The 23,942-nt window shown below is 58.1% G+C and carries 22 protein-coding genes; 15 read left to right on the forward strand and 7 right to left on the reverse strand.

The annotated features are described in order from the left end of the window. Positions 1–18 precede the first annotated feature (18 nt). The 6 genes from lptF (at position 19) to rsmA (ending at position 7,640) form a co-directional block, all read left to right on the forward strand. The gene (lptF, locus tag AC2A6O_RS02120) at positions 19–1,206 is read left to right on the forward strand and encodes an LPS export ABC transporter permease LptF (RefSeq protein WP_498925545.1); all 1,188 of its coding nucleotides are present in this window, start codon (positions 19–21) and stop codon (positions 1,204–1,206) included. Then, complete coding sequence (lptG, locus tag AC2A6O_RS02125; RefSeq protein ID WP_148584196.1) at positions 1,203–2,297, forward strand: LPS export ABC transporter permease LptG; 1,095 nt, start codon at positions 1,203–1,205, stop codon at positions 2,295–2,297. Before lptF ends, lptG begins: the two co-directional genes overlap by 4 nt. 58 nt (positions 2,298–2,355) lie before the next feature. Continuing rightward, positions 2,356–4,677, forward strand: a complete 2,322-nt coding sequence (locus AC2A6O_RS02130; protein ID WP_498925546.1) for an LPS-assembly protein LptD — start codon at positions 2,356–2,358, stop codon at positions 4,675–4,677. 148 nt (positions 4,678–4,825) lie between these two features. Next, the gene (locus AC2A6O_RS02135; RefSeq protein ID WP_148584197.1) at positions 4,826–5,746 is read left to right on the forward strand and encodes a peptidylprolyl isomerase; all 921 of its coding nucleotides are present in this window, start codon (positions 4,826–4,828) and stop codon (positions 5,744–5,746) included. Between the two features lie 6 nt (positions 5,747–5,752). Further along, entirely contained in the window at positions 5,753–6,772 is a 1,020-nt protein-coding gene (gene pdxA / locus AC2A6O_RS02140) for a 4-hydroxythreonine-4-phosphate dehydrogenase PdxA (protein WP_498925547.1), read from the forward strand. A gap of 16 nt (positions 6,773–6,788) precedes the next feature. Further along, positions 6,789–7,640, forward strand: a complete 852-nt coding sequence (gene rsmA / locus AC2A6O_RS02145) for a 16S rRNA (adenine(1518)-N(6)/adenine(1519)-N(6))-dimethyltransferase RsmA (protein WP_498925548.1) — start codon at positions 6,789–6,791, stop codon at positions 7,638–7,640. Between the two features lie 338 nt (positions 7,641–7,978). Here rsmA and gmk read toward each other — a convergent pair whose 3' ends face one another. From gmk to fabD, 7 genes are all read right to left on the reverse strand, one after another. Then, positions 7,979–8,686, reverse strand: a complete 708-nt coding sequence (gmk, locus tag AC2A6O_RS02150; protein ID WP_498925550.1) for a guanylate kinase — start codon at positions 8,684–8,686, stop codon at positions 7,979–7,981. A gap of 5 nt (positions 8,687–8,691) precedes the next feature. Continuing rightward, positions 8,692–9,585, reverse strand: coding sequence for a YicC/YloC family endoribonuclease (locus tag AC2A6O_RS02155; protein ID WP_498925551.1), 894 nt, complete (start codon positions 9,583–9,585; stop codon positions 8,692–8,694). A gap of 56 nt (positions 9,586–9,641) precedes the next feature. Further along, positions 9,642–10,772, reverse strand: a complete 1,131-nt coding sequence (gene mltG / locus AC2A6O_RS02160) for an endolytic transglycosylase MltG (protein ID WP_148584202.1) — start codon at positions 10,770–10,772, stop codon at positions 9,642–9,644. A gap of 124 nt (positions 10,773–10,896) precedes the next feature. Next, positions 10,897–12,162 (reverse strand): beta-ketoacyl-ACP synthase II, encoded by a 1,266-nt coding sequence (fabF, locus tag AC2A6O_RS02165; RefSeq protein WP_498925553.1) that lies wholly within the window; start codon positions 12,160–12,162, stop codon positions 10,897–10,899. 84 nt (positions 12,163–12,246) lie between these two features. After that, positions 12,247–12,480, reverse strand: coding sequence for an acyl carrier protein (locus AC2A6O_RS02170; protein ID WP_006931822.1), 234 nt, complete (start codon positions 12,478–12,480; stop codon positions 12,247–12,249). A 247-nt stretch (positions 12,481–12,727) separates the two neighbouring features. Further along, positions 12,728–13,465 carry a 3-oxoacyl-[acyl-carrier-protein] reductase gene (gene fabG / locus AC2A6O_RS02175; protein WP_148584204.1) on the reverse strand — a complete coding sequence of 246 codons (738 nt, stop codon included), beginning with the start codon at positions 13,463–13,465 and terminating at the stop codon, positions 12,728–12,730. Between the two features lie 67 nt (positions 13,466–13,532). Beyond that, positions 13,533–14,477 (reverse strand): ACP S-malonyltransferase, encoded by a 945-nt coding sequence (gene fabD / locus AC2A6O_RS02180; RefSeq protein ID WP_498925554.1) that lies wholly within the window; start codon positions 14,475–14,477, stop codon positions 13,533–13,535. Between the two features lie 574 nt (positions 14,478–15,051). On the opposite strand from fabD, the gene rpsF reads away from it, so the two are divergent. From rpsF to purF, 9 genes are all read left to right on the forward strand, one after another. Then, on the forward strand, positions 15,052–15,486 hold the full coding sequence (gene rpsF / locus AC2A6O_RS02185) for a 30S ribosomal protein S6 (protein WP_148584206.1): 435 nt from the start codon (positions 15,052–15,054) through the stop codon (positions 15,484–15,486). Positions 15,487–15,491: 5 nt separating this feature from the next. Beyond that, positions 15,492–15,740, forward strand: a complete 249-nt coding sequence (gene rpsR, locus AC2A6O_RS02190; RefSeq protein ID WP_029066450.1) for a 30S ribosomal protein S18 — start codon at positions 15,492–15,494, stop codon at positions 15,738–15,740. Positions 15,741–15,856: 116 nt separating this feature from the next. After that, on the forward strand, positions 15,857–16,441 hold the full coding sequence (gene rplI, locus AC2A6O_RS02195) for a 50S ribosomal protein L9 (protein WP_498925555.1): 585 nt from the start codon (positions 15,857–15,859) through the stop codon (positions 16,439–16,441). A gap of 365 nt (positions 16,442–16,806) precedes the next feature. Beyond that, on the forward strand, positions 16,807–18,291 hold the full coding sequence (locus AC2A6O_RS02200) for a replicative DNA helicase (RefSeq protein ID WP_148584208.1): 1,485 nt from the start codon (positions 16,807–16,809) through the stop codon (positions 18,289–18,291). A gap of 209 nt (positions 18,292–18,500) precedes the next feature. Then, entirely contained in the window at positions 18,501–18,767 is a 267-nt protein-coding gene (locus AC2A6O_RS02205; RefSeq protein WP_286192682.1) for a PilZ domain-containing protein, read from the forward strand. A gap of 164 nt (positions 18,768–18,931) precedes the next feature. Then, positions 18,932–20,074 carry an alanine racemase gene (gene alr / locus AC2A6O_RS02210; protein ID WP_498925556.1) on the forward strand — a complete coding sequence of 381 codons (1,143 nt, stop codon included), beginning with the start codon at positions 18,932–18,934 and terminating at the stop codon, positions 20,072–20,074. Between the two features lie 25 nt (positions 20,075–20,099). Then, complete coding sequence (radA, locus tag AC2A6O_RS02215) at positions 20,100–21,494, forward strand: DNA repair protein RadA (protein WP_148584211.1); 1,395 nt, start codon at positions 20,100–20,102, stop codon at positions 21,492–21,494. 74 nt (positions 21,495–21,568) lie between these two features. After that, the gene (locus AC2A6O_RS02220; RefSeq protein ID WP_498925557.1) at positions 21,569–22,177 is read left to right on the forward strand and encodes a CvpA family protein; all 609 of its coding nucleotides are present in this window, start codon (positions 21,569–21,571) and stop codon (positions 22,175–22,177) included. 221 nt (positions 22,178–22,398) lie between these two features. Next, positions 22,399–23,871, forward strand: coding sequence for an amidophosphoribosyltransferase (gene purF / locus AC2A6O_RS02225; protein WP_148584213.1), 1,473 nt, complete (start codon positions 22,399–22,401; stop codon positions 23,869–23,871). Positions 23,872–23,942: the final 71 nt, after the last annotated feature.

The following is a 23,942-nucleotide window of genomic DNA, read 5'->3' on the forward strand; positions in this document are numbered from 1 at the left end:
ACATGTACCGGCACTGTTATGAAAACGCTTGAACGTTACATCATTCGCCGGACCGCTTATGCTTTCACCCTCACGATTGCAGCGATGACGGGTGTGGTCTGGGCAACCCAGGCCCTGCGACAACTGGACCTTGTGACCTCCAAGGGTCAGACCATCGTCCAGTTCATCGGCATTACGATGCTTGCCCTGCCCTTCCTGATCGTCATTGTTGCCCCGTTCGCCCTGATGATCGCCCTGATCCTCGTTCTCAACTCCCTGTCCGGAGACAGCGAGCTCATCGTCATCGACGCCAGCGGCGGCTCCAGGTTTCTTGTTCTGAAGCCGGTCATGCTCTTCGCCTTCGTGGTCATGCTGCTGACCGCCAGTATGTCGCTCTATGTGGCTCCGGCAGGCTTGGCCCAGCTGCGCACCGAAATCACGCGCGTGCGCGCGGATCTTGTCGCCAATATTGTCAAGCCTGGCCGCTTCATCACAGTCGAGGACGGGCTGACTTTCCATATCCGCAACCGCTCCGGCCAAGGCACCCTTGACGGTCTCTTGATGCACGACACGCGTGATCCGGAGACGGCCTTTACCTATCAGGCCGACACCGGCCAAATCGTGGAGGCCTCGGACCGCACGCTGCTCGTGATGCAGAACGGTACGATCCAAAGACGTCCGAAACAGCAGGGCGATATTTCTATCGTTCGTTTCCAGTCCTATGCGTTCGATCTTTCAAATCTCATCCCGGAAGCCGGTGAGCCTGTCTTCAAGGCAAGCGAGCGAAGCACCCTGAATTTGATGTCGCCGGGCAGGCACGATGAATACGCGCTGAAGAATCCGGACAAACTGGTGCAGGAACTGCACGAACGCTTCAGCCAGCCGCTTTATTGCCTGGCCTTTGGCCTGATCGTATTCGCGTTTCTAGGCAAGGCCAGGACTACGCGCCAAGGCCGCGGGTTTGCCGTGCTTGGTGCGATTTGCTCCTGTGTACTGTTGCGAACGACCGGCTTCGGCGTTACCGCAATTTCAGGCGGCTCCACTGCGCTTCTCAGCCTGCTGTATATCGTTCCGGTTTCCGGTGCCGTGCTTGCGCTTATCTCGATTTTCCGGGAGCAAGGTGGCGCGCAGCCGCGTTGGCTCACCAATCTGCAGCATTCCGTTCAGGATAAACTCGACGCTCTGAGCGACCGTTTCCACGGACGCAAACCAGGGGGTGTCGCATGATCCTGGGACGGACACTATCGCTCTATTTTTCCGGGCGATTTCTGAAAGCCATTCTCGGTCTTTTCCTGTTTGCGGCGGTTCTGATCTATCTGTTCGACGTTCTGGAACTGGTGCGGCGCGGCGGCGACCGAGAAGGATTTTCGGTCTTGCGCGTTGCCATGATTTCCGCGCTCAGGGTGCCGCTGCTTCTGGAGCAGGTCATTCCCTTCACCGTCCTCTTCGGGGCCATCGCTGCCTTCGTAACGCTGAGCCGAGCGCTTGAGCTCGTGGTTGCACGTGCTTCTGGCATTTCGGTCTGGCAGTTTTCTCTTCCAGCGATCCTGGTCGGGATCATCCTCGGCATCCTGTCCATCACGGTCTACAACCCCGCCGCTGTCTGGTTTCAGCAGAAATCAGACGAAGCAGCCGCCGGGCTGTTTGGTTCGGAACAGAGTTTCCTGCTGCAATCCTCAAACGACGTCTGGGTACGCCAGGATGGCCTTGACGGGGAATCGGTGCTGCTTGCGAAGCGATTGCTGGAAGGTGGCACGCTCCTGAAGGGCGTCACCATTTTCACTTTCGACAAGGATGGCACTTTCCGCGAGCGGATCGAGGCTGATGAAGCACGGCTCGGAGACCAGATCTGGTATCTGGACAATGCCATCGTCTATACGACCGAACAGGATCCACAGCCTTACGGGCAGTATCAGATCAGCACATTCCTGACAGCAACTGAAGTTCGCGAGAGCATCGGCTCACCCGAATCGATCTCGTTCTGGAATTTGCCGCGTTTCATCGAATTGGCCAGAAACGCAGGGTTACCTGCTTACAGGTACAATTTGCAGTATCAGACTCTGCTCGCACGCCCGCTTCTTTTAGTCGCTATGATTTTGATAGCAGCCGCGGTTTCCCTTAAAGTTTCGAGGTTTGGCGGATTGGGAAGTATGATTCTGGGTGGAATCCTGTCCGGGTTCGTGCTTTACGTTCTAACCGAACTTGCCAAGGACTTCGGGGGCGCCGGTATTGTCCCTCCCTTGGTGGCGGCATGGGCGCCGGGAATATTTGGAGTACTCATGGGTTTGACAATTCTCTTGAATCAGGAAGACGGATAAAGCGATGACTTTTCCTGTTTTTCTGAGAACAGAGACTTGGGCCAAAAAGGGCAGACTGTTGGCTGCGGCAAGCGTATGTGCCATTGCAGCAACCCTTTGCCATGGGTACTTAACACCTGCAGCCGCGCAGGACCTGACAAGCAGTCTGGCCGGGAACGTTGATCCCGATGCAGAATTGCTGCTCGAATCCAGCGAGATCACTTACGATTTCGACCGGGACCTTATTGTCGCGACCGGCGATGTTCAGGTCTATTACGACGGCAGCACAGTCCAGGCGCATCAGATCGTTTTCGATCGAAAGAGCCAGCAGCTCAAAGCGTCGGGCAACGTGATCTTCATTGAAGCGGACGGCAATGTCCTGCGTACGGAAGAGATGGTCCTTTCAGAGGACTTCTCGGAAGGCTTTGCGCGCGCCTTGCAGATCGATACAACGCGGCGCACGCGCTTCCTGGCCGAGCAGGCCCGGCGCGAAGGCAACAATATTACGACCATCGAAAACGGCGTTTACACGGTTTACACGAAACCGACCAATCCGCCGGACAAACCGCCTCTCTGGCGCGTACGAGCCGAAAAGATCATCCACAATCAGCAGGAAAAGATCATCCGGTTCGAAAACGCAGCCTTCGAGGTTTATGGTAAGCCGATTGCGTATCTGCCGTTTCTTTCGATGCCGGACCCATCCGTGACTCGAAAGTCCGGCTTCCTGATGCCGAGCGGTATTATTTCCGACAAACTCGGTTACGGCGTCAGCGTTCCCTATTATTGGGCTCTCAGCCCTTATTACGACGTCACCACGATCCTGACGCCGCTGACGAAACAGGGCTTGTTCGGTGATGTCGAATACCGGCACCGGTTCGCGGCAGGCGAAGTCAGCTTGTCGGCAGCGGGCCTTTTCCAGGCACAACCGGACCTTTTCACGACTGATCGCGCGGATGACCGCTGGCGCGGTGCAGTCAACTCTACGGCCAGCTTCAGTATCGCACGCGACTGGACCCTGGGCTGGAACCTGACATACAAGAGCGACCGTCAGTTCTTCGAGGACTACTCGTTCACCAGTTTCGGCGACAATGGCGAGACCTCCACGATCTATCTGGACGGCAAGACAGACCGTAATGCGCTGTCGGTGAAAGCCTATGCCTATCAGATCTCTCAGGAGGACTACACGGACAGCCAGTTCAATGCCAACGGCTTCTCTCCAGTCGGCAGTTCCTTGCAGGACAAGCAGCCCCTCGTTCTGCCAGTCGTCGATTATGACTATGTGTTCGCGGACCCGATCCTTGCCGGGGAACTCTCGCTGACGGCCAACTTCACTTCGTTGACACGAGATGAAACGGACGCGTTTTCCATCGATGGTGGATCAACAGCAAAATTCCGTGGCGTTGACGGCACCTTCTCGCGCGTATCCCTGAAGGGCAACTGGCGCCGCACGTTTATCGATCCGCTCGGCCAGTCCTTCACGCCATTTGCCTATATGCGCGGCGATCTGTTCTTTTTGGCCTCCCCCGATTCCGACGTGACCGCCTTGTCCGGCGAAAGCTTTGTCGGTCGTGCGATGCCGGCGATCGGTCTGGAATACCGCTATCCTTTCATTGCGACATTTGACGGCGGCAATCAGATTCTCGAACCTGTGGCACAGATTGTCGCGCGCCCGAACGAACAGCGCATCGGCGAACTGCCGAACGACGACGCACAGAGCATCGTCTTCGACACGACGACCCTGTTCGATTATGACAAATTCTCCGGCTTCGACCGCGCCGAAGGCGGCACGCGTCTGAACGTCGGCCTGAACTACAAGCTGCAGCTGGATAGCGGCTACTATGTGAGCGGCCTGTTCGGTCGGTCCTATCAGCTTGCCGGTGACAACTCCTATGCCATTCCCGACATTCTCGGTGCGACAGAGGACTCCGGTCTGGAAACCACTTTGTCCGATTACGTCGGCAGCCTTTATCTGGACACGCAATACGGCATCAAGGTCGGTGCCCAGGCTCGGCTCGACAAGGAAGATTTCTCCGTAAACCGGCTACAGGCGCAGGCCAGCGGCATCTACGGTCCGGTGGTGTCTTCGCTCGCCTATGCGTTCTTGAACGCACAGCCGGATGTCGGTATCGATGATCCGCGCGAGGAACTGCTTGGGTCCGCGAGTCTTCGTCTGGAAGAAAACTGGCGCATTTTCGGGTCCATGCGGTACGATCTGCAAAACAGCAACATCGTGCAGGACGGTCTTGGTGTCGGGTATGACGACGAAGGCTTTTCCCTGTCAGTTACTTATGCAGAGGACCGGAGCCGCAACGATGGCGATGAAGTCAACCGGACGCTCTATTTCCGCATCGGTTTGAGGACCATCGGCACGACCCAGGTTTCCAGCGGCGCACTCAACTAATCTTGATCGCCGGCTACAGGCCATCATGCCGCCACGAAATAACGCATGATGCGCGGAACCTTTGAAATTTCGGGCATGATATGCGAAACATCATGCCTCAAAACAACAAACTTCGGTTTGGCCTCAAGCCAGCACGGATGGTTATTAAATGCGACTTCGTATCGTTCCGGTTATCTTTGGACTAGCTTTGATGCTGGCAGCACCGCTGGCCACCCCTTCCTATGCTGCGATCAAAATCATCGTCAACGATGTGCCGATTACGGACTACGATATTAGCCAGCGCGCCCGGCTGATAACGCTGACCCAGCGCAAGTCAGCTTCGATAGCAAAGAAGCAGGCCGAAGAGGAACTGGTCGATGATCAGGTCAAGCTTGCCGAAGCCGAACGTGTCGGCGTAGACATCAGCAAGTCGCAAGTTGACAACGCCTTCAACAACATTGCCCGAAATGTGAAAATGTCGCCGGCACAGTTGTCCAAGGCGCTCCGCAGCGGCGGCGTCAAGCCGGACACCTTGAAGGATCGCCTGAAGGCGCAGCTTGCCTGGAACCAGGTTCTGCGGTCACGCTTCAGCGGCCAGATTGAAGTCAATGAGTCCGATGTAATCGCGGCCTTGAAGAAGACCGATGAAGAAGACCGTCAAAAATCCGTCGAATATGACCTGAAGAGGGTCATCGTCGTCGTGCCGAAGAACTCCTCCGGCGGTTTCAAGTCGAAGCGCAAGAACGAAAGCAACAAGATCCGGGCTGCCTTCAATGGATGCGATGATTCCGGTGCCATTCTCGGAAAGTACAGTGAAGTGGTCGTCCAACCCATTGGACGCAGGCTGGAAACGGAGCTGCCGGAAAACATGCGGGCTGAAATCGAAAAGATGACGCCCGGCAAATTGACCAAACCGACCGCCACGCCGGTCGGCTACGAGATGATTGCCGTTTGCGGAAAGCGCGAAATCGCTTCGGACATTGCCGTGCGCACGGAACTTGAAAACGAGTTGCGGCAAAAGGAAGGTGAAAGCCAGTCCCGGCGCTATCTCATGGAAGTTCGTCGCCGCGCCACCATCATCTATCGCTGATCCGGCATGCGCTCCAACCAAAAGCCGATTGCTGTCAGCATGGGAGAACCTGCCGGGATCGGTCCCGATCTGGCTCTGATCGCCTGGGCCAATCGCAAGGCACTTGGATTGCCGCCGTTCTACATTCGCGGCGATGCATCTCTACTGCAGGACCGTGCCAAAAGAATAGGTCTGAATGCACGGCTCAAGATTGTTGCACAGGACGAAGCTGCCGCAGCTTTCGCAAAAGCGCTTCCCGTCGTGCAGACAGGGCCGGCTCTCTCTGACCAGCCAGGTGTGGAAGCGCCGGAAACGGCAGCTTCTGTCGTAGCCGCGATTGAAGGATGTGTCGAAGACATCAAGTCAGGCCTTGCCTGTGCGGTTGTCACCAATCCGATCAACAAGGCGGCGCTCTACCGCACCGGCTTCGCTTTTCCAGGCCATACGGAGTATCTGGGTGCTCTGGCCGAAAAGCACTGGCCCGGCGAACCGGCAAAACCCGTGATGATGATTGCCGGACCGGAGCTGATGGTCGTTCCTGTCACCATCCATATCCCGCTTCGCGATGTTCCCACCGCGATCACGACAGACCTGATCGTTGAAACCGCGGCAATCACCGCGAATGATCTCAGAACTCGATTTGGTTACGCCTCTCCCCGGCTTGCGATCTGCGGTCTGAACCCTCACGCTGGTGAGAACGGCTCGATTGGAACCGAAGACCGCGACGTCATCGAGCCTGCCATTGCACGCCTGCAGGAACTCGGCATCGAAGCCAGCGGCCCGCATTCCGCCGACACCTTGTTTCACCCGCCTGCCCGGCAGCAGTATGATTGTGTGCTTGGAATGTATCATGACCAGGTGCTGATACCGGCGAAGACCATCGGCTTCGACGATAGCGTCAATGTGACCCTTGGCCTGCCTTTCGTCCGTACCTCCCCTGATCACGGCACGGCCTATGATCTTGCGGGAAGCGGAACAGCCCGGATTGACAGTTTCGCGGCCTCGTTGCGAATGGCAGATGTGCTTGCCAATCCCGAGCGTTTCTAGGGCGGCGCCGGATAAAATGGCACAGATAGACGATCTGCCTCCGTTGCGCGATGTCATCGCCGAGCATGGCCTCAATGCCAAGAAATCGCTCGGACAGAACTTCCTGCTTGATCTCAATCTCACTTCGCGCATTGCACGGTCCGCCGGCAGCCTGGAAGATTGCACCGTGCTGGAAGTCGGACCCGGCCCAGGCGGCCTGACCCGCGCCTTGCTGGCGGCCGGAGCAAAACGCGTGATTGCGATCGAAAAGGACAGCCGCTGCCTGCCGGCACTCGCGGAGATCTCTGCGCATTACCCGGGCCGATTGGACGTCATTGAGGGTGACGCACTTGAAATCGACCCCGTCGCGCTGACAGGTGGTGACAAAGTCCGTATAGCGGCCAACTTGCCTTACAACGTCGGCACCCAGTTACTTGTCAACTGGATCACGACACCCGACTGGCCACCGTTCTGGTCGTCTCTGACACTGATGTTCCAGAAGGAAGTTGGCGAACGGATCAGCGCACCGTCAGGGTCCAAGGCTTATGGCAGGCTTGCCGTGCTGGCAGGATGGCGTTGCAAGGGAGGTATCCTTTTCGACATCAGCCCCAAGGCCTTCACACCGCCCCCCAAGGTGACGTCGACAGTCGTGCATCTGGAACCAAAGGCCTCGCCGCTGCCCTGTGACCTGAAAGCCCTCGAAAAGATCACCGCTGCCGCATTCGGACAAAGGCGCAAGATGCTGCGGGCAAGCCTGAAATCACTTTCTGTAGACGCTGAAGAGCTTGTTACAAAAGCCGGCTTGAAACCGACAGCACGCGCAGAAGAGATCGACATTGCAGGCTTTGTGGACCTAGCAAACACGTTCCGTGCTGCTCAGGCAGTTTGACAAAGGGCTGATTGAAGGTTCTTGCGGTTTGCTTTGCGTTTCCCCTTCGAGCATTCAAGCCACAGGGATCACACTCGAAGAGATCGGTAAATCCAGGCGGGTTTGGTCCGAACAAGCCCTACGACCAAACATGGCAAGCCTAAACGACCACTCACGAAAGTCTGTCCAAACGACCGGTGTTTCTGAAAGTCGTGAACTGGACGAAAAGAGATGACCGGCGGAGGCTTTGGGCAACTCGGTCGCTTTCGAAATCGAGACGCACCCGGGCTAATGGCCCCGGCTCTGTATCCGTCCCGCACCTAATTCTCGAACTTGCCCTTCACGAAGGTATCAAGCGGTCAGGACTTTTCAGCCAGTTCCGTTTCGAGATCGTCGACCATTCCCTGGATGAGCGGCCCGATCTTGGGCGAGCGAAACTGTTTCAGTCTCTCCGCCCTCAGGATTGCGCGCACATTCTCATAGGCGCGCTCCAAATCGTCGTTGACGACAACATAGTCGTATTTCGACCAGTGCCGCATTTCTCCGACGGCGGTCTTCATGCGCTTGAGGATAACACTGTCCTCATCTTCGGCACGCCGCTTCAAACGCGACTTCATTTCCGCAATGGACGGCGGCAGGATGAAAATGGAGACAACGTCGTCACGCATCTTCTCATAGAGCTGGAAGGTGCCCTGGATATCGATATCGAACAGAATGTCCTTGCCGTTCTCGATGGCGTTTTCAACCGGTCCACGCGGCGTGGCGTAATAGTTGCCATGGACCTCGGCCCACTCCAAGAGCTCGTCATGCTCACGCATCTGTTCGAACCGACCGGCATCGATAAAGCGATAATGAACGCCATCGACTTCGCTGGATCGGCGCTGACGCGTGGTCACGGAAATGGAAAGGGCAAGATTGTCTTCATTCTGCAGCAAGAGACGCGCGATGGTCGATTTTCCAGCCCCGGACGGCGACGACAGCACCAGCATCAGGCCTCGGCGCTGTTGCGCGGCCTGTTCCGCACTGACAATGGTTCCCGATGAGGTCCCGGCAGGTGCGTCGGTCATGTGGCTCACTCCAGATTTTGTATCTGCTCACGCATTTGATCGATAACGGACTTCAAGTCCAGTCCAATGGCGGTCAGATCCACATCGTTGGACTTTGAACACAAAGTATTGGCTTCACGGTTAAATTCCTGAGCCAGAAAGTCCAGGCGCCGGCCAATTGCCCCGCCGGTGTCCATCAGCTCACGCACGGCCGCCACATGAGCATGCAGCCGGTCCAGCTCTTCACGGATGTCCGCCTTGGTTGCGAGAAAAACCGCTTCCTGATGCAGGCGCTGCGCATCCAGTTGTCCGTCCGAGGCATCCATCAGTTCGGAAAGCTGTCGTTTCAGCCGCGCCTTGATGGCCTCCGGTTTGCGGGCCGGGAGCTCTTCGGCGGCCTGGGTCAATTCCGCGATCCTGTCGATCTGATCTCGCACCACCTTGCCGATGGCCTGCCCTTCGCTGTGGCGCATGTCGACGAGGTCGATCAGCGCCGCATCCAGTGTCGTCAGCAAGGTGTTATGAAGCGCTGCCTGAACGTCTTCGTCGTCTTCGGGTTCCTGAAGCTCGAAGACGCCTTTCTGCGCGAGAATGGCGTCAAGCGTTGGCGGAGCAAGATCCGGCACGCGATTTTTGAGAAGATCGATAGTCGCCAGAACGGCTTCCAGCGCTTTTTCATTGACCTGAAGCTGCTGCTCGGACTGGTCCCGCTGCATGGAGAGACCGATGGAGACATTGCCGCGCCGCAACAGCTTGCCACAGCGCTCGCGTATCTTCGGCTCAAGCGCCTCCAGCCCTGTCGGGATCCGGATGCGAAGGTCAAGCGACTTGCCGTTGACAGACCTCAGTTCCCAGGTCCAGCGCACGGCTCCGGATTCACCCAAAGCCCGTGCAAAGCCCGTCATGCTGGCAAGTGCCATGTATGCCCCTTTGCGAAAGTGCCGCCTTCCCGCCCACCGCATTGGCGGGCCTCCGGTCAATTGGATGTGGCCGGCTGCGTTTCCTGATTCTGCTCCGCCTCACGGCGTTCTCGTTCCACCTTACGCCACTTGCGGACGTTTGCCTGATGCTGTTCGTATGTCTCGGAAAAGACGTGTCCGCCAGTTCCGTCCGCCACGAAGTAGAGATCCTTGGTGCGCGACGGATTGGCAACCGCTTCCATGGCCGCCCGACCAGGGTTACCGATTGGTCCCGGTGGCAGACCGTCGATCTGATAGGTGTTGTACTTGTTTTCCGACTTCAACTCGGATTGCTTGATCGCCGAGCGATCCTTGAGCCATGCCTCCCCGCCATAAAGACCGTAGAGGATCGTCGGGTCCGATTGCAGGCGCATGTTCTTGTTGAGGCGATTGACGAAGACACCGGCCACACGTGGGCGCTCATCTGCAAGGGCCGTTTCCTTTTCCACAATGGAGGCCAGGATGACCAGCTCTTCCGGCGTTTTCACCGGTAGTCCTTCGGTGCGGCGATCCCAGACTTCGGCCAGCAGCTTGGACTGTGCTGCCTTCATCTGGTTCAGAACATCCTGGCGGGAGGCGCCACGCGCGAACGTATAGGTTTCGGGAAGCAAGGCCCCTTCAGCCGGCACTTCGGTGATCTCGCCAACAAGCACGGGATGCTCGCGCACACGATCGATGATCTGGGCAGTTGTCCAGCCTTCCGGGATCGTTACCGAATGGGTGACCGCATTGCCTTCCACCAGATCGGTCATGACCTCTTGCATGGAAACACCTGGCTTAAAGGCGTATTCCCCGGCTTTCAGTTTGGTGGCGTTCTTGTAGAAGCGGATGCCCAGATTGAAGATCCACTCGTCCAGGAGGCTGTCATTGATGACCCCCTGCCCTGAAAGCCTGTCGGTGATGCCGGAAAGTCCTGCGCCCGAGGAAATCACGACAGTGGCCTCCTTCTGCAGCGGGCCCTTTGCCTCGAACGTCTGTTGACCGAAATAAAGCGCGCCCCCGAATGCGGCAAGGCCGAACACGGTCAAGGTGATGACCATGTTGATCAGAATGACAAAGGGGTTGCGTACGTGCCGGGAGCGTTGCGGAGGCGCAGGCGCCGGTTCGGGCTGCAAGGCTTCACGCGGGCTTTTGGGCTTAATGCGCATATTGGGTCGCACCTCCAAGATTGAGCCCCCGAATCCCTGACCTAGGCTCAAACGGACCAGTTGTCACAATCAAAGTTTCAGGGCGGTCCGCGAGAATCGGACCGGCCTGAATAATTTGAATGGGTTATGCGGCAACTTTGCGGAAGACAAGCGAGGCATTTGTGCCACCGAAGCCGAACGAGTTCGAAAGGGCGACATTGATTTCCAGCTTCTTCGGCTTGTGCGGCACCAAGTCGATGACCGTCTCGACCGACGGGTTATCGAGATTGATCGTAGGTGGAGCCATGCTGTCACGAATGGCCAGGACGGAGAAAATGGCCTCAACCGCGCCCGCAGCCCCCAGAAGGTGACCGATGGAAGACTTGGTCGACGACATCGTCAGGCCCGCGGCATGCTCCCCGGCAAGACGGGTTACGGCGCCGAGCTCGATTTCGTCACCAAGGGGCGTCGACGTTCCGTGCGCGTTCACATAATCGATGTCGGCCGGCGTAACTTCAGCACGCTTCAACGCAGCTGCCATGCAACGGTAGGCGCCATCGCCGTCGGAGGACGGAGCGGTAATGTGATAGGCGTCGCCGGACAGACCGTATCCGATGATCTCACCGTAGATTTTCGCCCCACGGCGGACCGCATGTTCGTATTCTTCGAGCACGACAACACCAGCGCCCTCACCCATCACAAAACCGTCGCGCGCGACGTCGTATGGACGAGATCCTTTTTCCGGGCTGTCGTTGAAACCAGTGGACAAAGCGCGGCAGGCTGCAAAGCCCGCAAGCGCAAGACGGCAAAGCGGGGATTCCGTTCCGCCGGCAACCATGACATCCGCATCACCAAAGGCAATCAGCCGGGAAGCGTCGCCAATGGCGTGCGCACCGGTGGAACACGCAGTCACAACAGCGTGGTTCGGGCCCTTCAGGCTGTGGCGGATAGAGACATACCCGCCAGCAAGATTGATCAGGCGGCCAGGAATGAAAAACGGAGAAATGCGACGCGGGCCTTTTTCAGCCAGCAGATGAGCCCCCTGCTCAATGCCCTGAAGACCACCAATACCGGAGCCAATCAGGACGCCCGAGCGGGCCTGTTGTTCGTAAGTCTCGGCCTTGTAGCCGGAATCTGCCATTGCCTGATCGGCAGCGGCCATCGCGTAGACGATGAAATCGTCGACCTTGCGCTGTTCCTTGACGTCCATCCAGTCATCCGGATTGAACGCGCCTTCTTCGGAGGAGTCACGCGGGATCTGACATGCGATCTGGCAGGCCAGATCGTCAACTTTGAAATTCGTGACCTTGTTGGCCCCGCTCTTTCCTTCGAGGATCTTTTTCCAAGTGACATCGACACCACAGCCAAGCGGCGTCACCATGCCCAACCCAGTTACGACAACTCGCCTCATACACCCGCACTTACGTTGGAAGGGCCTGGCGGGGCTAGTCCCCGCCGGCCCGATCTTCAAACATTCACAAGAAGGGCCTTGCCCTTACTTGTTGGCTTCCAGGAATTTGACAGCGTCGCCAACGGTCAGGATGGTTTCTGCTGCGGTGTCCGGAATTTCAACGCCGAATTCTTCTTCGAAGGCCATGACCAGCTCGACGGTGTCAAGGCTGTCTGCGCCCAGGTCGTCGATGAAGCTTGCGCCTTCAACAACTTTGTCCGCATCAACGCCGAGGTGCTCAACGACGATTTTCTTTACCCGATCCGCGATATCGCTCATCTTTCACTTCCTTAGTTTTCATCTATTCGTCACTCGCGAAACTGCCCCCATCCGGTTTGCAAACAAGCGGTGGCGCGAACTCGCGGTATATAAGACGTCACCGCATATTCAGGACGGTTCATTTGACCCAAATATGCAATTCGAAACAATCGGCGGGTTGGTAACACACTTTGTTGACCTTTACCAGCCGATCCAGACCGCTTCACAGCGACCCGGATTCTTTTTGCCTGCTCGGCAAAAATTCCTTTTAAATCATAGCCATGCCGCCATTGACGTGCAGGGTTTGCCCGGTCACGTAAGCGGCTTCTTCACTGGCCAGATAGACGGCGGCAGCAGCAATCTCGGCGGAAGTGCCCAAACGCCCTGCAGGCACGCTCGTCAAAATCGATTCTTTTTGCTTGTCGTTCAGCGCATCGGTCATTGCCGTTTCGATGAAACCGGGGGCAATCGTATTGACCGTGATGTTCCGGCTGGCGACTTCCCGCGCCAGCGACTTGTACATGCCGATCATGCCGGCCTTGGCTGCCGCGTAGTTCACCTGCCCCGGATTTCCCGTCACGCCGACCACGGACGTGATACCGACGATGCGGCCGGAACGGCGCTTCATCATGCCCTTGATCGCGGCACGGCACAGACGGAAGCCGGACGACAGGTTCACTTCCAGAACCTGATCCCACTCTTCGTCTTTCATGCGCATGAAAATGTTGTCGCGCGTGATCCCGGCGTTGTTCACGAGAATGTCGACGGAGCCCATTTTCTCTTCGGCTGCCGGCAACAGGGCATCGACCGCCGCGCGGTCAGACAGATTTGCCGGGGTTACAAAGGCGCGTTCCCCCAGATCGGCAGCAAGCGCTTCCAGCTTTTCAGCCCGTGTGCCGGACAAGGAGACGGTCGCGCCCTGTGCGTGGAGTGATCGGGCGATTGCTTCGCCGATCCCGCCGGTTGCACCGGTGACAAGCGCGTTTTTCCCTTCCAAGCTGAACATTTGGAATCCTTCCATTGTTTCTGTTAGGCCCACGAGGACCAGATCGACGTCGCCGCCGATATACCTCTTATCCGGAGATCTTTTCCATAAGAGCGTCGATATCTTCCGGAGAGTTGACCGCCATGCCGGTTGCTTCCCTGGCAATACGCTTGACCATGCCGGTCAGAACCTTGCCGGTCCCGATCTCGACAAAGGTATCGACGCCGTTTTCGGCAAGCCAGGTGATGCTTTCACGCCAGCGCACAGTCCCTGTCACCTGCTGGACAAGGCGGTCGCGAATTTCGTTCGCGTCGGTGATCGGACGTGCCAGCACGTTCGCGACCAGCGGAACCGCCGGAGACCGGATTTCCGCATTCGCCAGTGCCTCGGCCATTTTCTCGGCAGCCGGGCCCATCAAGGCGCAATGGAACGGTGCGCTGACCGGCAGCATCACCGCACGGCGCGCGCCCTTGGCCTTGGCGATCTCGACAGCGCGCTCGACGGCGGCCAGATGACCGGAAACAACGACTTGTCCCGGTGCGTTGTCGTTTGCAGCCTGGCAGACTTCTCCCTGCGCGGCAGCTTCCGCCACTTCGACCGCAACATCGAAATCCAAACCAAGGAGCGCTGCCATTGCCCCCTGCCCGACCGGCACTGCATTCTGCATGGCCTCGCCGCGCACCCGCAGCAGCTTCGCTGCAGTGGCAATGTCCAGACTACCGGCGGCGGCCAGCGCCGAATATTCACCCAGCGAATGCCCCGCAACAAAGGAAACACTACCGACGAGATCGAGACCACGGGCCTCCAGAACGCGCATGGCCGCAAGACTGACGGCCATCAAAGCCGGCTGTGCGTTTGCAGTCAGCGTCAGCGTTTCTTCCGGTCCGGTCCACATGACATCGGAAAGCTTCTGACCAAGCGCCTCATCGACTTCATCGAACACAGCCTTCGCTTCGGGAAAAGCGTCCGCAAGGGCTTTGCCCATTCCAACGCCCTGACTGCCCTGGCCGGGAAATGTGAATGCAATGGTCATCTGGAAACGCCTCCGTGACTCGTGAGCGGACCTTGTTCTTTTTATAGCGACAGGTCGACGGCTTAATAGAAAGCGGGGAAGACAGCCCATGCAGGCTGAAATCAAACTTGGCGCGAGGCTATGATACGGTCTTGCCCGAGCTGTCAAGGCCCGAAGGCCTATCATTTCCCGTTTTCAGGCGGTTTTGCCGGTTTTCCTTTGTCCTCATTATCCTGGAAATGCCCGGCAACCCGTTGGGCCTTGGTGCGCTTGCGAAGCTGATCCTCCCATTACCCGCTTCACAAACATGCTAATATAGACAGCCGAGCGATCTTCCAAACTGAAAGCCCTCGTGCTGCCGTTCGCTTTTCGGTACGTTCTGCCGGATGCTGCTTGCATTTTCCATAAAACACGTTATAGAGCGCGCTTCATCCGGGGTTTGGCCGGGGGCTGAACGGAAGGGCATGATGCCAGGATCTTTGATCGGATCCGACTTCCCGTGTTCCCGCTCTCGTTAGAATTCTCGTGCCTTTCCGGGGCTACGAGGAGGCTCTGCGCCGACCCCGCGTTGTCAACACGAAGAAAGGCTATTTCCATGCCTCTTTACGAGCACGTATTCCTGGCTCGCCAGGACGTTTCGGCCCAGCAGGTCGAACAACTCGTCGAACAGTACAAGGGCCTGATCGAAGGCGCTGGTGGTACTATCGGCAAGGTGGAAAACTGGGGTCTGCGTTCCCTCGCATACCGTATCAAGAAGAACCGCAAGGCTCACTACACCCTCATGAACATCAACGCTCCGCACGCCGCGGTTGCCGAGATGGAGCGTCAGATGGGCCTTAGCGAAGACGTTCTGCGTTTCATGACCTTCAAGGTCGATGAACTGGACGAAGAGCCGTCTGCAATGATGCAGAAGCGTGACCGTGACGACCGCCGTGGTGGCGATCGTGGTGGCCGCTTTGGTGGTGGCGACCGCGGTGGACGCGGTGGTGACCGTGGCGAGCGCGCTCCGCGCCGCGCAGAAGGGGAGTAAGATTGATGGTTGATATTGCACAGCTCCCGAGCCGCCGTCCGTTCTTCCGCCGTCGGAAGACCTGCCCGTTCTCCGGTTCCAACGCACCGAAGATCGATTACAAGGACATCCGTCTGCTGCAGCGCTACATTTCCGAGCGTGGCAAGATTGTCCCGAGCCGCATCACCGCGGTTTCCGCGAAAAAGCAGCGTGAACTGGCCCGTGCGATCAAGCGCGCCCGCCTGCTCGGCCTGCTGCCGTTCGTGATCAGCTAAGCGTTTCTCAAGTAGCTTGAGACGTCTCTTCCGGGTCAGCCCGGAAGACCCGAATTGGGGCCGCGGGCAAACGGCCTCTAACCACCCTCACCGGGTGGGACAGTAGGAGAAATGACATGCAAATTATCCTTCTTGAGCGCATTGCCAAGCTCGGCCAGATGGGCGACACCGTTCGCGTTCGCGACGGTTATGCTCGTAACTTCCTTCTGCCGCAGGGCAAGGCGCTGCGCGCCAACAAGTCCAACCTCGAGCGTTTCGAACGCGAGCGCGTTCAGCTCGAAGCTCGTAACCTTGAGCGCAAGAACGAAGCTGAAGGCGTTGCCTCCAAGCTCGACGGCGAATCCCTGGTGATGATCCGTTCCGCTGGCGAAACCGGTCAGCTTTACGGTTCCGTTTCCACACGCGATATCGCTGAAGGCCTCACCAAGGCAGGCTTCTCCGTTTCCCGCAGCCAGGTTGAACTGCGCAACCCGATCAAGACGATCGGCCTGCACAGCGTTCTGATTCAGCTGCACCCGGAAGTCGAAGTCACCGTCAGCGTGAACGTCGCCCGTTCTGAAGACGAAGCCACCCGTCAGGCAGCTGGTGAGGATCTCTCCACGCCGGAACTGGACGTCTTCGAATTCGAAGAAGATGAAGAAGCAGAAGACGCCGAAGAAGGTGCAGAAGCTTCTGAAGAAGAGGTGGAAGAAGAAGCCTAAGCGCTTTCCTTCCCCAGTTGACCTTGAAAAACGGCGCCGATTTCGGCGCCGTTTTTTTGTTTGCCGGCAACTTTATTTGAAGACCGCGAACAGCGCCTCATGCTGGCTTTTCAGATTCTGGCCCAAGGCCTTGAAACTTCTCGAAAATTCATTAACCGCTTATTAACCCCTGTAAAAATATCATAAAATTCAATAACTAAGACCTAGTGCCTTGAGTCTGCAATCGAGTTCAGAGTCAAGCTGGATTCGATTCTTTCCCCGCTGATTTGCCCAAGCCGGTGAGAATCGAAAACACCTTTTTTTGTTCCTTGAGCCCTCCCCCGTCAAAGAGTATTCCCAATGCAACTGGGTCAACGGGGGACGATATGAAGGGCACGCTGCAGAAGGTCGAAACGGAAGAAGACATCCAGCGCTTGGCACCACACAATGCCGAGGCGGAGCGTCAGCTTCTGGGTGCGATTCTCGTCAACAACGAGACGTTCTACCGAGTCTCCGATTTTCTGGAACCGCATCATTTTTTCGTTCCGGCCCACCAGGACATCTACGAGAAGATCAGCCATCTGATCCGCGCCGGCAAAACCGCGTCGCCCATCACACTCAAGACCTTCTATCCGGCCAACGCGAAGATTGCGGACCTGTCCGCGACCCAGTTTCTTCTGCGCCTGGCAGGCGATGCCGCATCGATCATCAACGCCGAAGATTATGGACGGACAATTTATGACCTGGCCATCCGGCGCAACCTGATCCGCATCGGCGAGGACATGGTCAACATCGCGTTCGATGCCCCGATCGACGTGCCGCCGACCCAGCAGATCGACGATGCCGAACGGCGCCTGTTTGAGCTGGCTGAGACCGGTCGCAGCGAAGGTGGGTTTGTCGCTTTCGGCGACGCGCTGACCGAAACCATCGAAATGGCGCATGCCGCTTACAACCGTGAAGGCGCGCTGTCCGGCATTTCCACAGGACTTCGCGAGCTCGACCGGCTGATGGGTGGTCTGCAGCATTCGGATCTGATCGTGCTTGCAGGTCGTCCCGCCATGGGCAAGACCTCGCTGGCGACCAACATTGCCTACAACATCGCCCAGTCCTACAAGGCCGAGGAACAGCCCGACGGCTCGATCAAGACGGTCAACGGCGGCGTCGTCGGCTTTTTCTCGCTGGAAATGTCCGCCGAGCAGCTAGCCACCCGTATCATTTCCGAACAGGCGGAAATCTCGTCGTCCAAAATCCGGCGCGGCGATATTACAGAGGCCGAATTCGAGAAACTGGCCGCCTGCGCGCAGACCATGCAGGCCGTCCCGCTGCATGTGGACCAGACCGGTGGTATTTCCATCGCCTCGCTGGTGGCCAAGGCGCGCCGCCTCAAACGTCAGCGTGGTCTCGACCTGCTCGTGGTCGACTATATCCAGCTCCTGTCCGGCTCTAACAAGAACTCCGGCAACCGTGTTCAGGAAATCACCGAAATCACCACGGGCCTGAAAGCACTCGCCAAGGAACTGCATGTTCCGATCATCGCCCTGTCACAGCTTTCCCGTCAGGTGGAATCGCGCGACGACAAACGGCCGATGATGTCGGATCTGCGTGAATCGGGCTCCATCGAGCAGGACGCCGACGTGATCCTGTTCGTGTTCCGCGAAGAATATTATCTGTCCAAAACCGAACCGGAGTTCGGATCGGTAGAGCATGAAAACTGGCAACGGGACATGGAGCGGCTTAAAGGCAAGGCGGAAGTCATCATCGCCAAGCAGCGTCACGGCCCGACCGGCACTGCCAACCTTCACTTCGAAGGCCAGTACACCCGCTTTTCCGATCTCGCGGAAGAAGACCACCTGCCCGAGCGCTACGAATAGTTTGGCGGCAAGCGTCCGCTACAGGGCCGTCTGCGCAAGGAGGCCCACGCCTTAGCAGGTGGCCAGAGCACCAGCGACATCTTCCGCTTGCGGACGTTCGCAACCCGGCGCGTTTGCTTTTTATTAAGCCACTGTTAAAACTCCTCACTTACTTTAGGTAGAAAGAATTTTGCTCAAAATGCCTTTCAGGTGACCGCATCTTGATTTCGTTGGCACAAAAGCTCCTAGAGGAAGCTCGCATTTTTCCTCGGAAAAGATGCAAGTGGCCTGGTCTCCTGAAGCAGGATGCGTTTCATCGCCCCTGTGTGGTGGAAGACATCAGCGTTGGCGGTTGCCGCATTGCCACCAACACCAAGGGGCTGGAGCCGCATCAACGCATCACCATAGAAATCGAAAGCCGCAAGCTGCGCTTCTATGGCGAAGTACGCTGGGTCCGGTCCGGCGAAGCGGGCATCGAATTTCTGTATATGGATTGAACCCGGCGTCCGGCTGGCACACCGGCACAATTGCGAAAAACACTGAACAGCGCTTCATTTCGTCACGCATTCAACGGTTTGCCCGTTGGTGCAATTATCTCGCAATGCGGTAAGCTCCCGCTCGAATTTCAGACATTGATTCTGACTGGAGAGATATCCGGACCGTGCCTGCGACTTGTGACCAAACCTTCCCGTCCGCCCTTTATGGCGGCCGCCTGACGATCGACCTTGATGCAATCGTTTCGAACTGGTCTTTGCTGAAAGACAAGGTGGGCGACAGCACTGACTGCGCCGCCGTTCTGAAAGCTGATGCCTATGGAACAGGCCAGGGGAAAACCGGTGCCGCGCTTTATGAGGCGGGATGCAGAACATTCTTCGTCGCGGTGCCGACCGAAGCGCTCACGCTGCGCGCGAGCCTTCCCGGCGCTGTCATCTATGTGCTGGATGGGCTGTTACCAGGCACGGCTGAGCATTTCCTGAAGCACGATATCCGCCCCGTCCTCGGCAGCCTTGAGGAACTTGTGGAATGGTCGGAGATCTGCAAGGCAGCGGGCAAGAGTTTTCCCGCCGCAGTGCATGTCAACACAGGCATCCACCGGCTTGGCCTGTCGCCGGATGAGTTTATCCAGGCTCTGGGAGACAAGGCCGTGCTGGGACCGTTCCAGCCGTCGCTGGTGATGAGCCATCTTGCCTGTGGCTCGAACCTTGAGCACGAGATGAACCGGCGCCAGCTCAAGCTGTTCACGGAAACAACCGCCCCCTTCCCCCAGATTCCACGTTCGCTGGCAAATTCCGCCGGGGTGCTGCTCGGACCGGAGTACCACTTCGATGTTGTTCGTCCAGGGATTGCGCTTTACGGCGGGCTGGCCATTGAAACAGAGCCCAACCCCATGAAGCCGGTGGCCAAGGTGGAGGCCCGGATCATGATGGTACGCGACGTACCGCAGGGCGACACCATTGGCTATGGAGCCAAGCAAACCGCGACACGTCCCTTGCGCAACGCCGTCGTCGCGGCCGGATACGCAGATGGCATGATCCGGCGGGCGGGCTCCACGGATGACCGGCCAGGTGGCTTCGGGTTGATCGGCGGGCACAAGGCACCGATTCTTGGCCGGATCTCCATGGACATGATCACCCTTGACGTCACGGACGTGCCGGACCATCTGCTTCAGCGCGGAGCGTTTGTGGAAATGCTGGGGCCGGGTGTTGCAGCTTCCGATCTTGCCGCTTATGCCGAAACCATCGATTACGAATATCTGACAAGCCTCGGCCGACGGTTTGAGCGCATCTACGCGCCCCTGAGCTGAGCCGAGAGCGAAAGGCAAATTTTCCATGGCACGGCGCTCCACTTCCTTCGTCTGCCAGTCCTGCGGCGCTGTGACCGCCAAATGGGTTGGCCGCTGCGAAAGCTGTGGTGAATGGAACACCATCGTTGAGGAGCAGACCGGTGGCGGCGTCGGGGGCGGCCCCGGCCGGGCTTCGCGCTCCAAGGGCCGCGTCATTCCGCTCGTTGGCCTGTCCGGCGAAGCGAAGGAAGCCCCGCGCATTGAGACCAAGGTGCCGGAACTCGACCGGGTGACCGGTGGCGGTTTTGTTCGCGGGTCCGCATTGCTCGTCGGTGGTGACCCGGGTATCGGCAAATCCACGCTGCTTATTCAGGCGGCGGCCCAACTGGCCAACCTCGGGCACAAGACCGTTTATATTTCCGGCGAAGAGGCCATTGGCCAGGTGCGGCTTCGCGCCGAACGGCTGGGACTTGCCCAGGCCCCGGTCTCGCTGGCGGCGGAAACCAGCGTCGAGGACATTCTGGCAACGCTGGAATCCGACACGGCACCCGCCCTCCTGATCCTCGATTCTGTCCAGACCCTGTGGACAGATCAGGTGGAATCCCCTCCCGGCACCGTTACGCAGGTGCGGGCATCGGCCCAGGCCATGGTGCGTTATGCCAAGAAAAACGGCACCACCCTTGTTCTTGTCGGACACGTGACCAAGGACGGTCAGATTGCCGGTCCTCGTGTGGTCGAACATATGGTCGACGCGGTACTCTATTTCGAGGGCGATGGCGCTCACCAGTACCGTATCCTGCGCTCGGTCAAGAACCGCTTCGGCGCAACCGATGAAATCGGCGTCTTCGAGATGACCGGCAAGGGCCTCCAGGAAGTGCCAAATCCTTCCGCCCTGTTCCTGGGAGACAGAAATACGACTGCCCCCGGCGCGGCGGTCTTTGCCGGGCTGGAAGGCTCACGCCCGCTCCTGATCGAGATCCAGGCGCTGGTGGCGCAGTCTTCGCTCGGAACACCGCGCAGGGCCGTAATCGGCTGGGACAGTGCCCGCCTTTCCATGATCCTGGCGGTGCTTGAAGCACGCTGCGGCGTCCGTTTTTCGCAACACGATGTCTATCTGAATGTCGCCGGCGGGCTCAAGATCAACGAGCCCGGAGCCGATCTTGCCGTTGCTGCAGCCTTAATCTCCTCACTTAGCGGACTTGCCCTTCCGGCCAATTGCGTCTATTTCGGCGAAGTCAGCCTGTCAGGGGCCATCCGGCCGGTCGCCCAGGCCCCTTCCAGGCTGAAAGAAGCTGAGAAACTCGGCTTCGACCAGGCCTATTGCCCGGAAGGCAATCTCAAGGATGGCACCGTGTCTTCGTTCAGGACGACAGGAGTGCCGGAACTTGGGGACTTTGTTGCCAAACTTTCGGCGGAGGCTAGTGCTAAGGGGCAGACCTGACACAAGATGGTGACGGGTTTGGGCGAAAGGTTTAAGCTCTCGAAAGAGCGCCATACAGAGGATTTTTCAGGAACATGCCGATAACGCTGCTGGACGGACTGCTCTTGGTCATCATGTTCATTTCGGCGGTCCTTGCGATGATCCGCGGATTTGTCAGAGAAGTTCTTTCCATCGTTTCCTGGGTGGCAGCGGCAGCTGCGGCATTCCTGCTCTATGAGCGGGTTCTTCCTTACACCAAGCAGTATATTGACCACGATCTGGTTGCCATGGGCGTATCTGCCGCGGCGGTCTTTCTGGTCACGCTGCTTGTTGTCAGCTATATCACCATGCGGATTTCCGATTTCGTGCTCGACAGCCGGATCGGCGCGCTCGACCGAACCCTCGGGTTCGTTTTCGGCGCGGTGCGTGGTTTGCTGCTGGTCGTCGTGGCAATGATGTTCTTCAACTGGTTCGTCCAGCCGGATCAGCAGCCGAATTGGGTCAAGACCGCCAAGTCGCGTCCGATCCTGCTGTCCATCGGTGAACGGCTGGTGGCCGTGCTGCCGGAAGACCCGGAAAAGGCGATCCTGGACAAGATCCGGCAGAACAATCAGGCCGGAGGGGGAGCAACCCCGGCAGAGGAGCCGGCGTACAGCGATTCAGAACGTCAGGGACTTGAACAACTGACGACGGACAGCAACTAACAGAACTTGGTTACAATCCCGGGATAATAACCGAGACTGGGCAGTATCGTGCACCGACTGACGGTGTGACGTTGAATGAGGCATCCCGCGCCCTGATATGTGCGGGACGATGTACCATTTGCAAAGCGGTCGATAATTCGTCCATCGTCGTGACGGTGACAGACCGTTGACCGCAAGACCAGGCCGGTCCTCCCACCGGCCAGAACGAAGGAGTGTTCGCCATGGCTGGCGGAACCGACGTGCAGGAACCATTCGACATCAACGCAGATACCTTGCGCGAAGAATGTGGAGTTTTTGGCATTCTGGGTCATGAGGATGCCAGCACGCTAACCGCGCTCGGGCTTCATGCGCTCCAGCATCGCGGACAGGAAGCAGCGGGGATCGTGACCGTCGACAACGAGCAGTTCCGCGCGGAACGTCATCTCGGCCTCGTGGGCGATCATTTCTCCGATGCGGATACGATCGAACGACTGAGCGGCATGGCCGCCGTTGGCCACGTTCGGTACTCAACGACCGGCGAGACCATCCTGAGAAACGTGCAGCCGCTGTTCGCCGAGCTGGACGGTGGCGGTATCGCCGTGTGCCACAACGGCAACTTCACCAATGCTCTCACGCTCCGCCGCCAGTTGATCCGTGATGGCGCGATCTGTCAGTCGACCTCCGATTCCGAAGTGGTCCTGCAGCTCGTTGCCCGCTCGCGCAAGGGCAAGATCGTCGATCGTTTCATCGATGCGATCACCCAAATGGAAGGCGCCTATTCGCTGGTTGCGCTGACCTCGAAGAAACTGATCGGTGCACGCGACCCGCTCGGCATTCGCCCGCTGGTTCTGGGCGACCTGAACGGCGCGCCGATCCTGGCGTCCGAGACCTGCGCGCTCGACATCATCGGTGCGAAGTTCATCCGCGAAGTGGAAAACGGCGAAGTCATCGTCTGCACCACGACCGGCATTGAATCCTTCTTCCCGTTCGGCAAGCGCCCTGCACGGCCCTGCATCTTCGAATATATCTACTTCTCCCGTCCCGACAGCGTCGTCGGCGGTCGCAGCGTCTATGATGTTCGCCGTGAAATGGGCCGCCAGCTTGCGCGGGAATCCAATGTCGAAGCGGACGTGATCGTTCCGGTTCCGGACAGCGGCGTCCCGGCCGCTATCGGCTTCAGCCAGGAAAGCGGTGTGCCATTCGAACTCGGCATCATCCGCAACCATTATGTCGGCCGCACGTTCATCGAACCGACCCAGCAGATCCGGGCGCTCGGCGTGAAGATGAAACACTCCGCCAACCGGGCCCAGATCGAGGGCAAGCGTGTGGTGCTGGTGGATGACAGCCTGGTGCGCGGCACCACGTCAGTCAAAATCGTGCAGATGATCCGCGATGCAGGTGCCAAGGAAGTTCACTTCCGCCTCGCCAGCCCGCCGATCAAGTATTCCGACTATTACGGTATCGACACGCCGGTGCGCGAGAAGCTTCTGGCCGCGAAATACGGCCTTGAGGAAATGCGCGCCTATATCGGAGCCGATAGCTTGGCGTTCCTGTCCGTGGACGGCATCTACAAGGCCATGGGATACGAAGGCCGTGACGCTGCCAATCCGCAGTTCACGGATCATTGCTTCACGGGCGATTATCCGACGCCGCTGACCGATCTTTCCGAAGATCAGGACTTCGTCAGCGCACCGCGTCTGGTCGAGGTCGGCTAAAGCACTCAAAACCCTTTGGACCTCATGAATTAATGCCTTCCGGCGGTACCGCCGGAAGGCAAATTGATCTA

The sequence above is a fragment of the Labrenzia sp. ATLA3 genome, assembly GCF_057180185.1.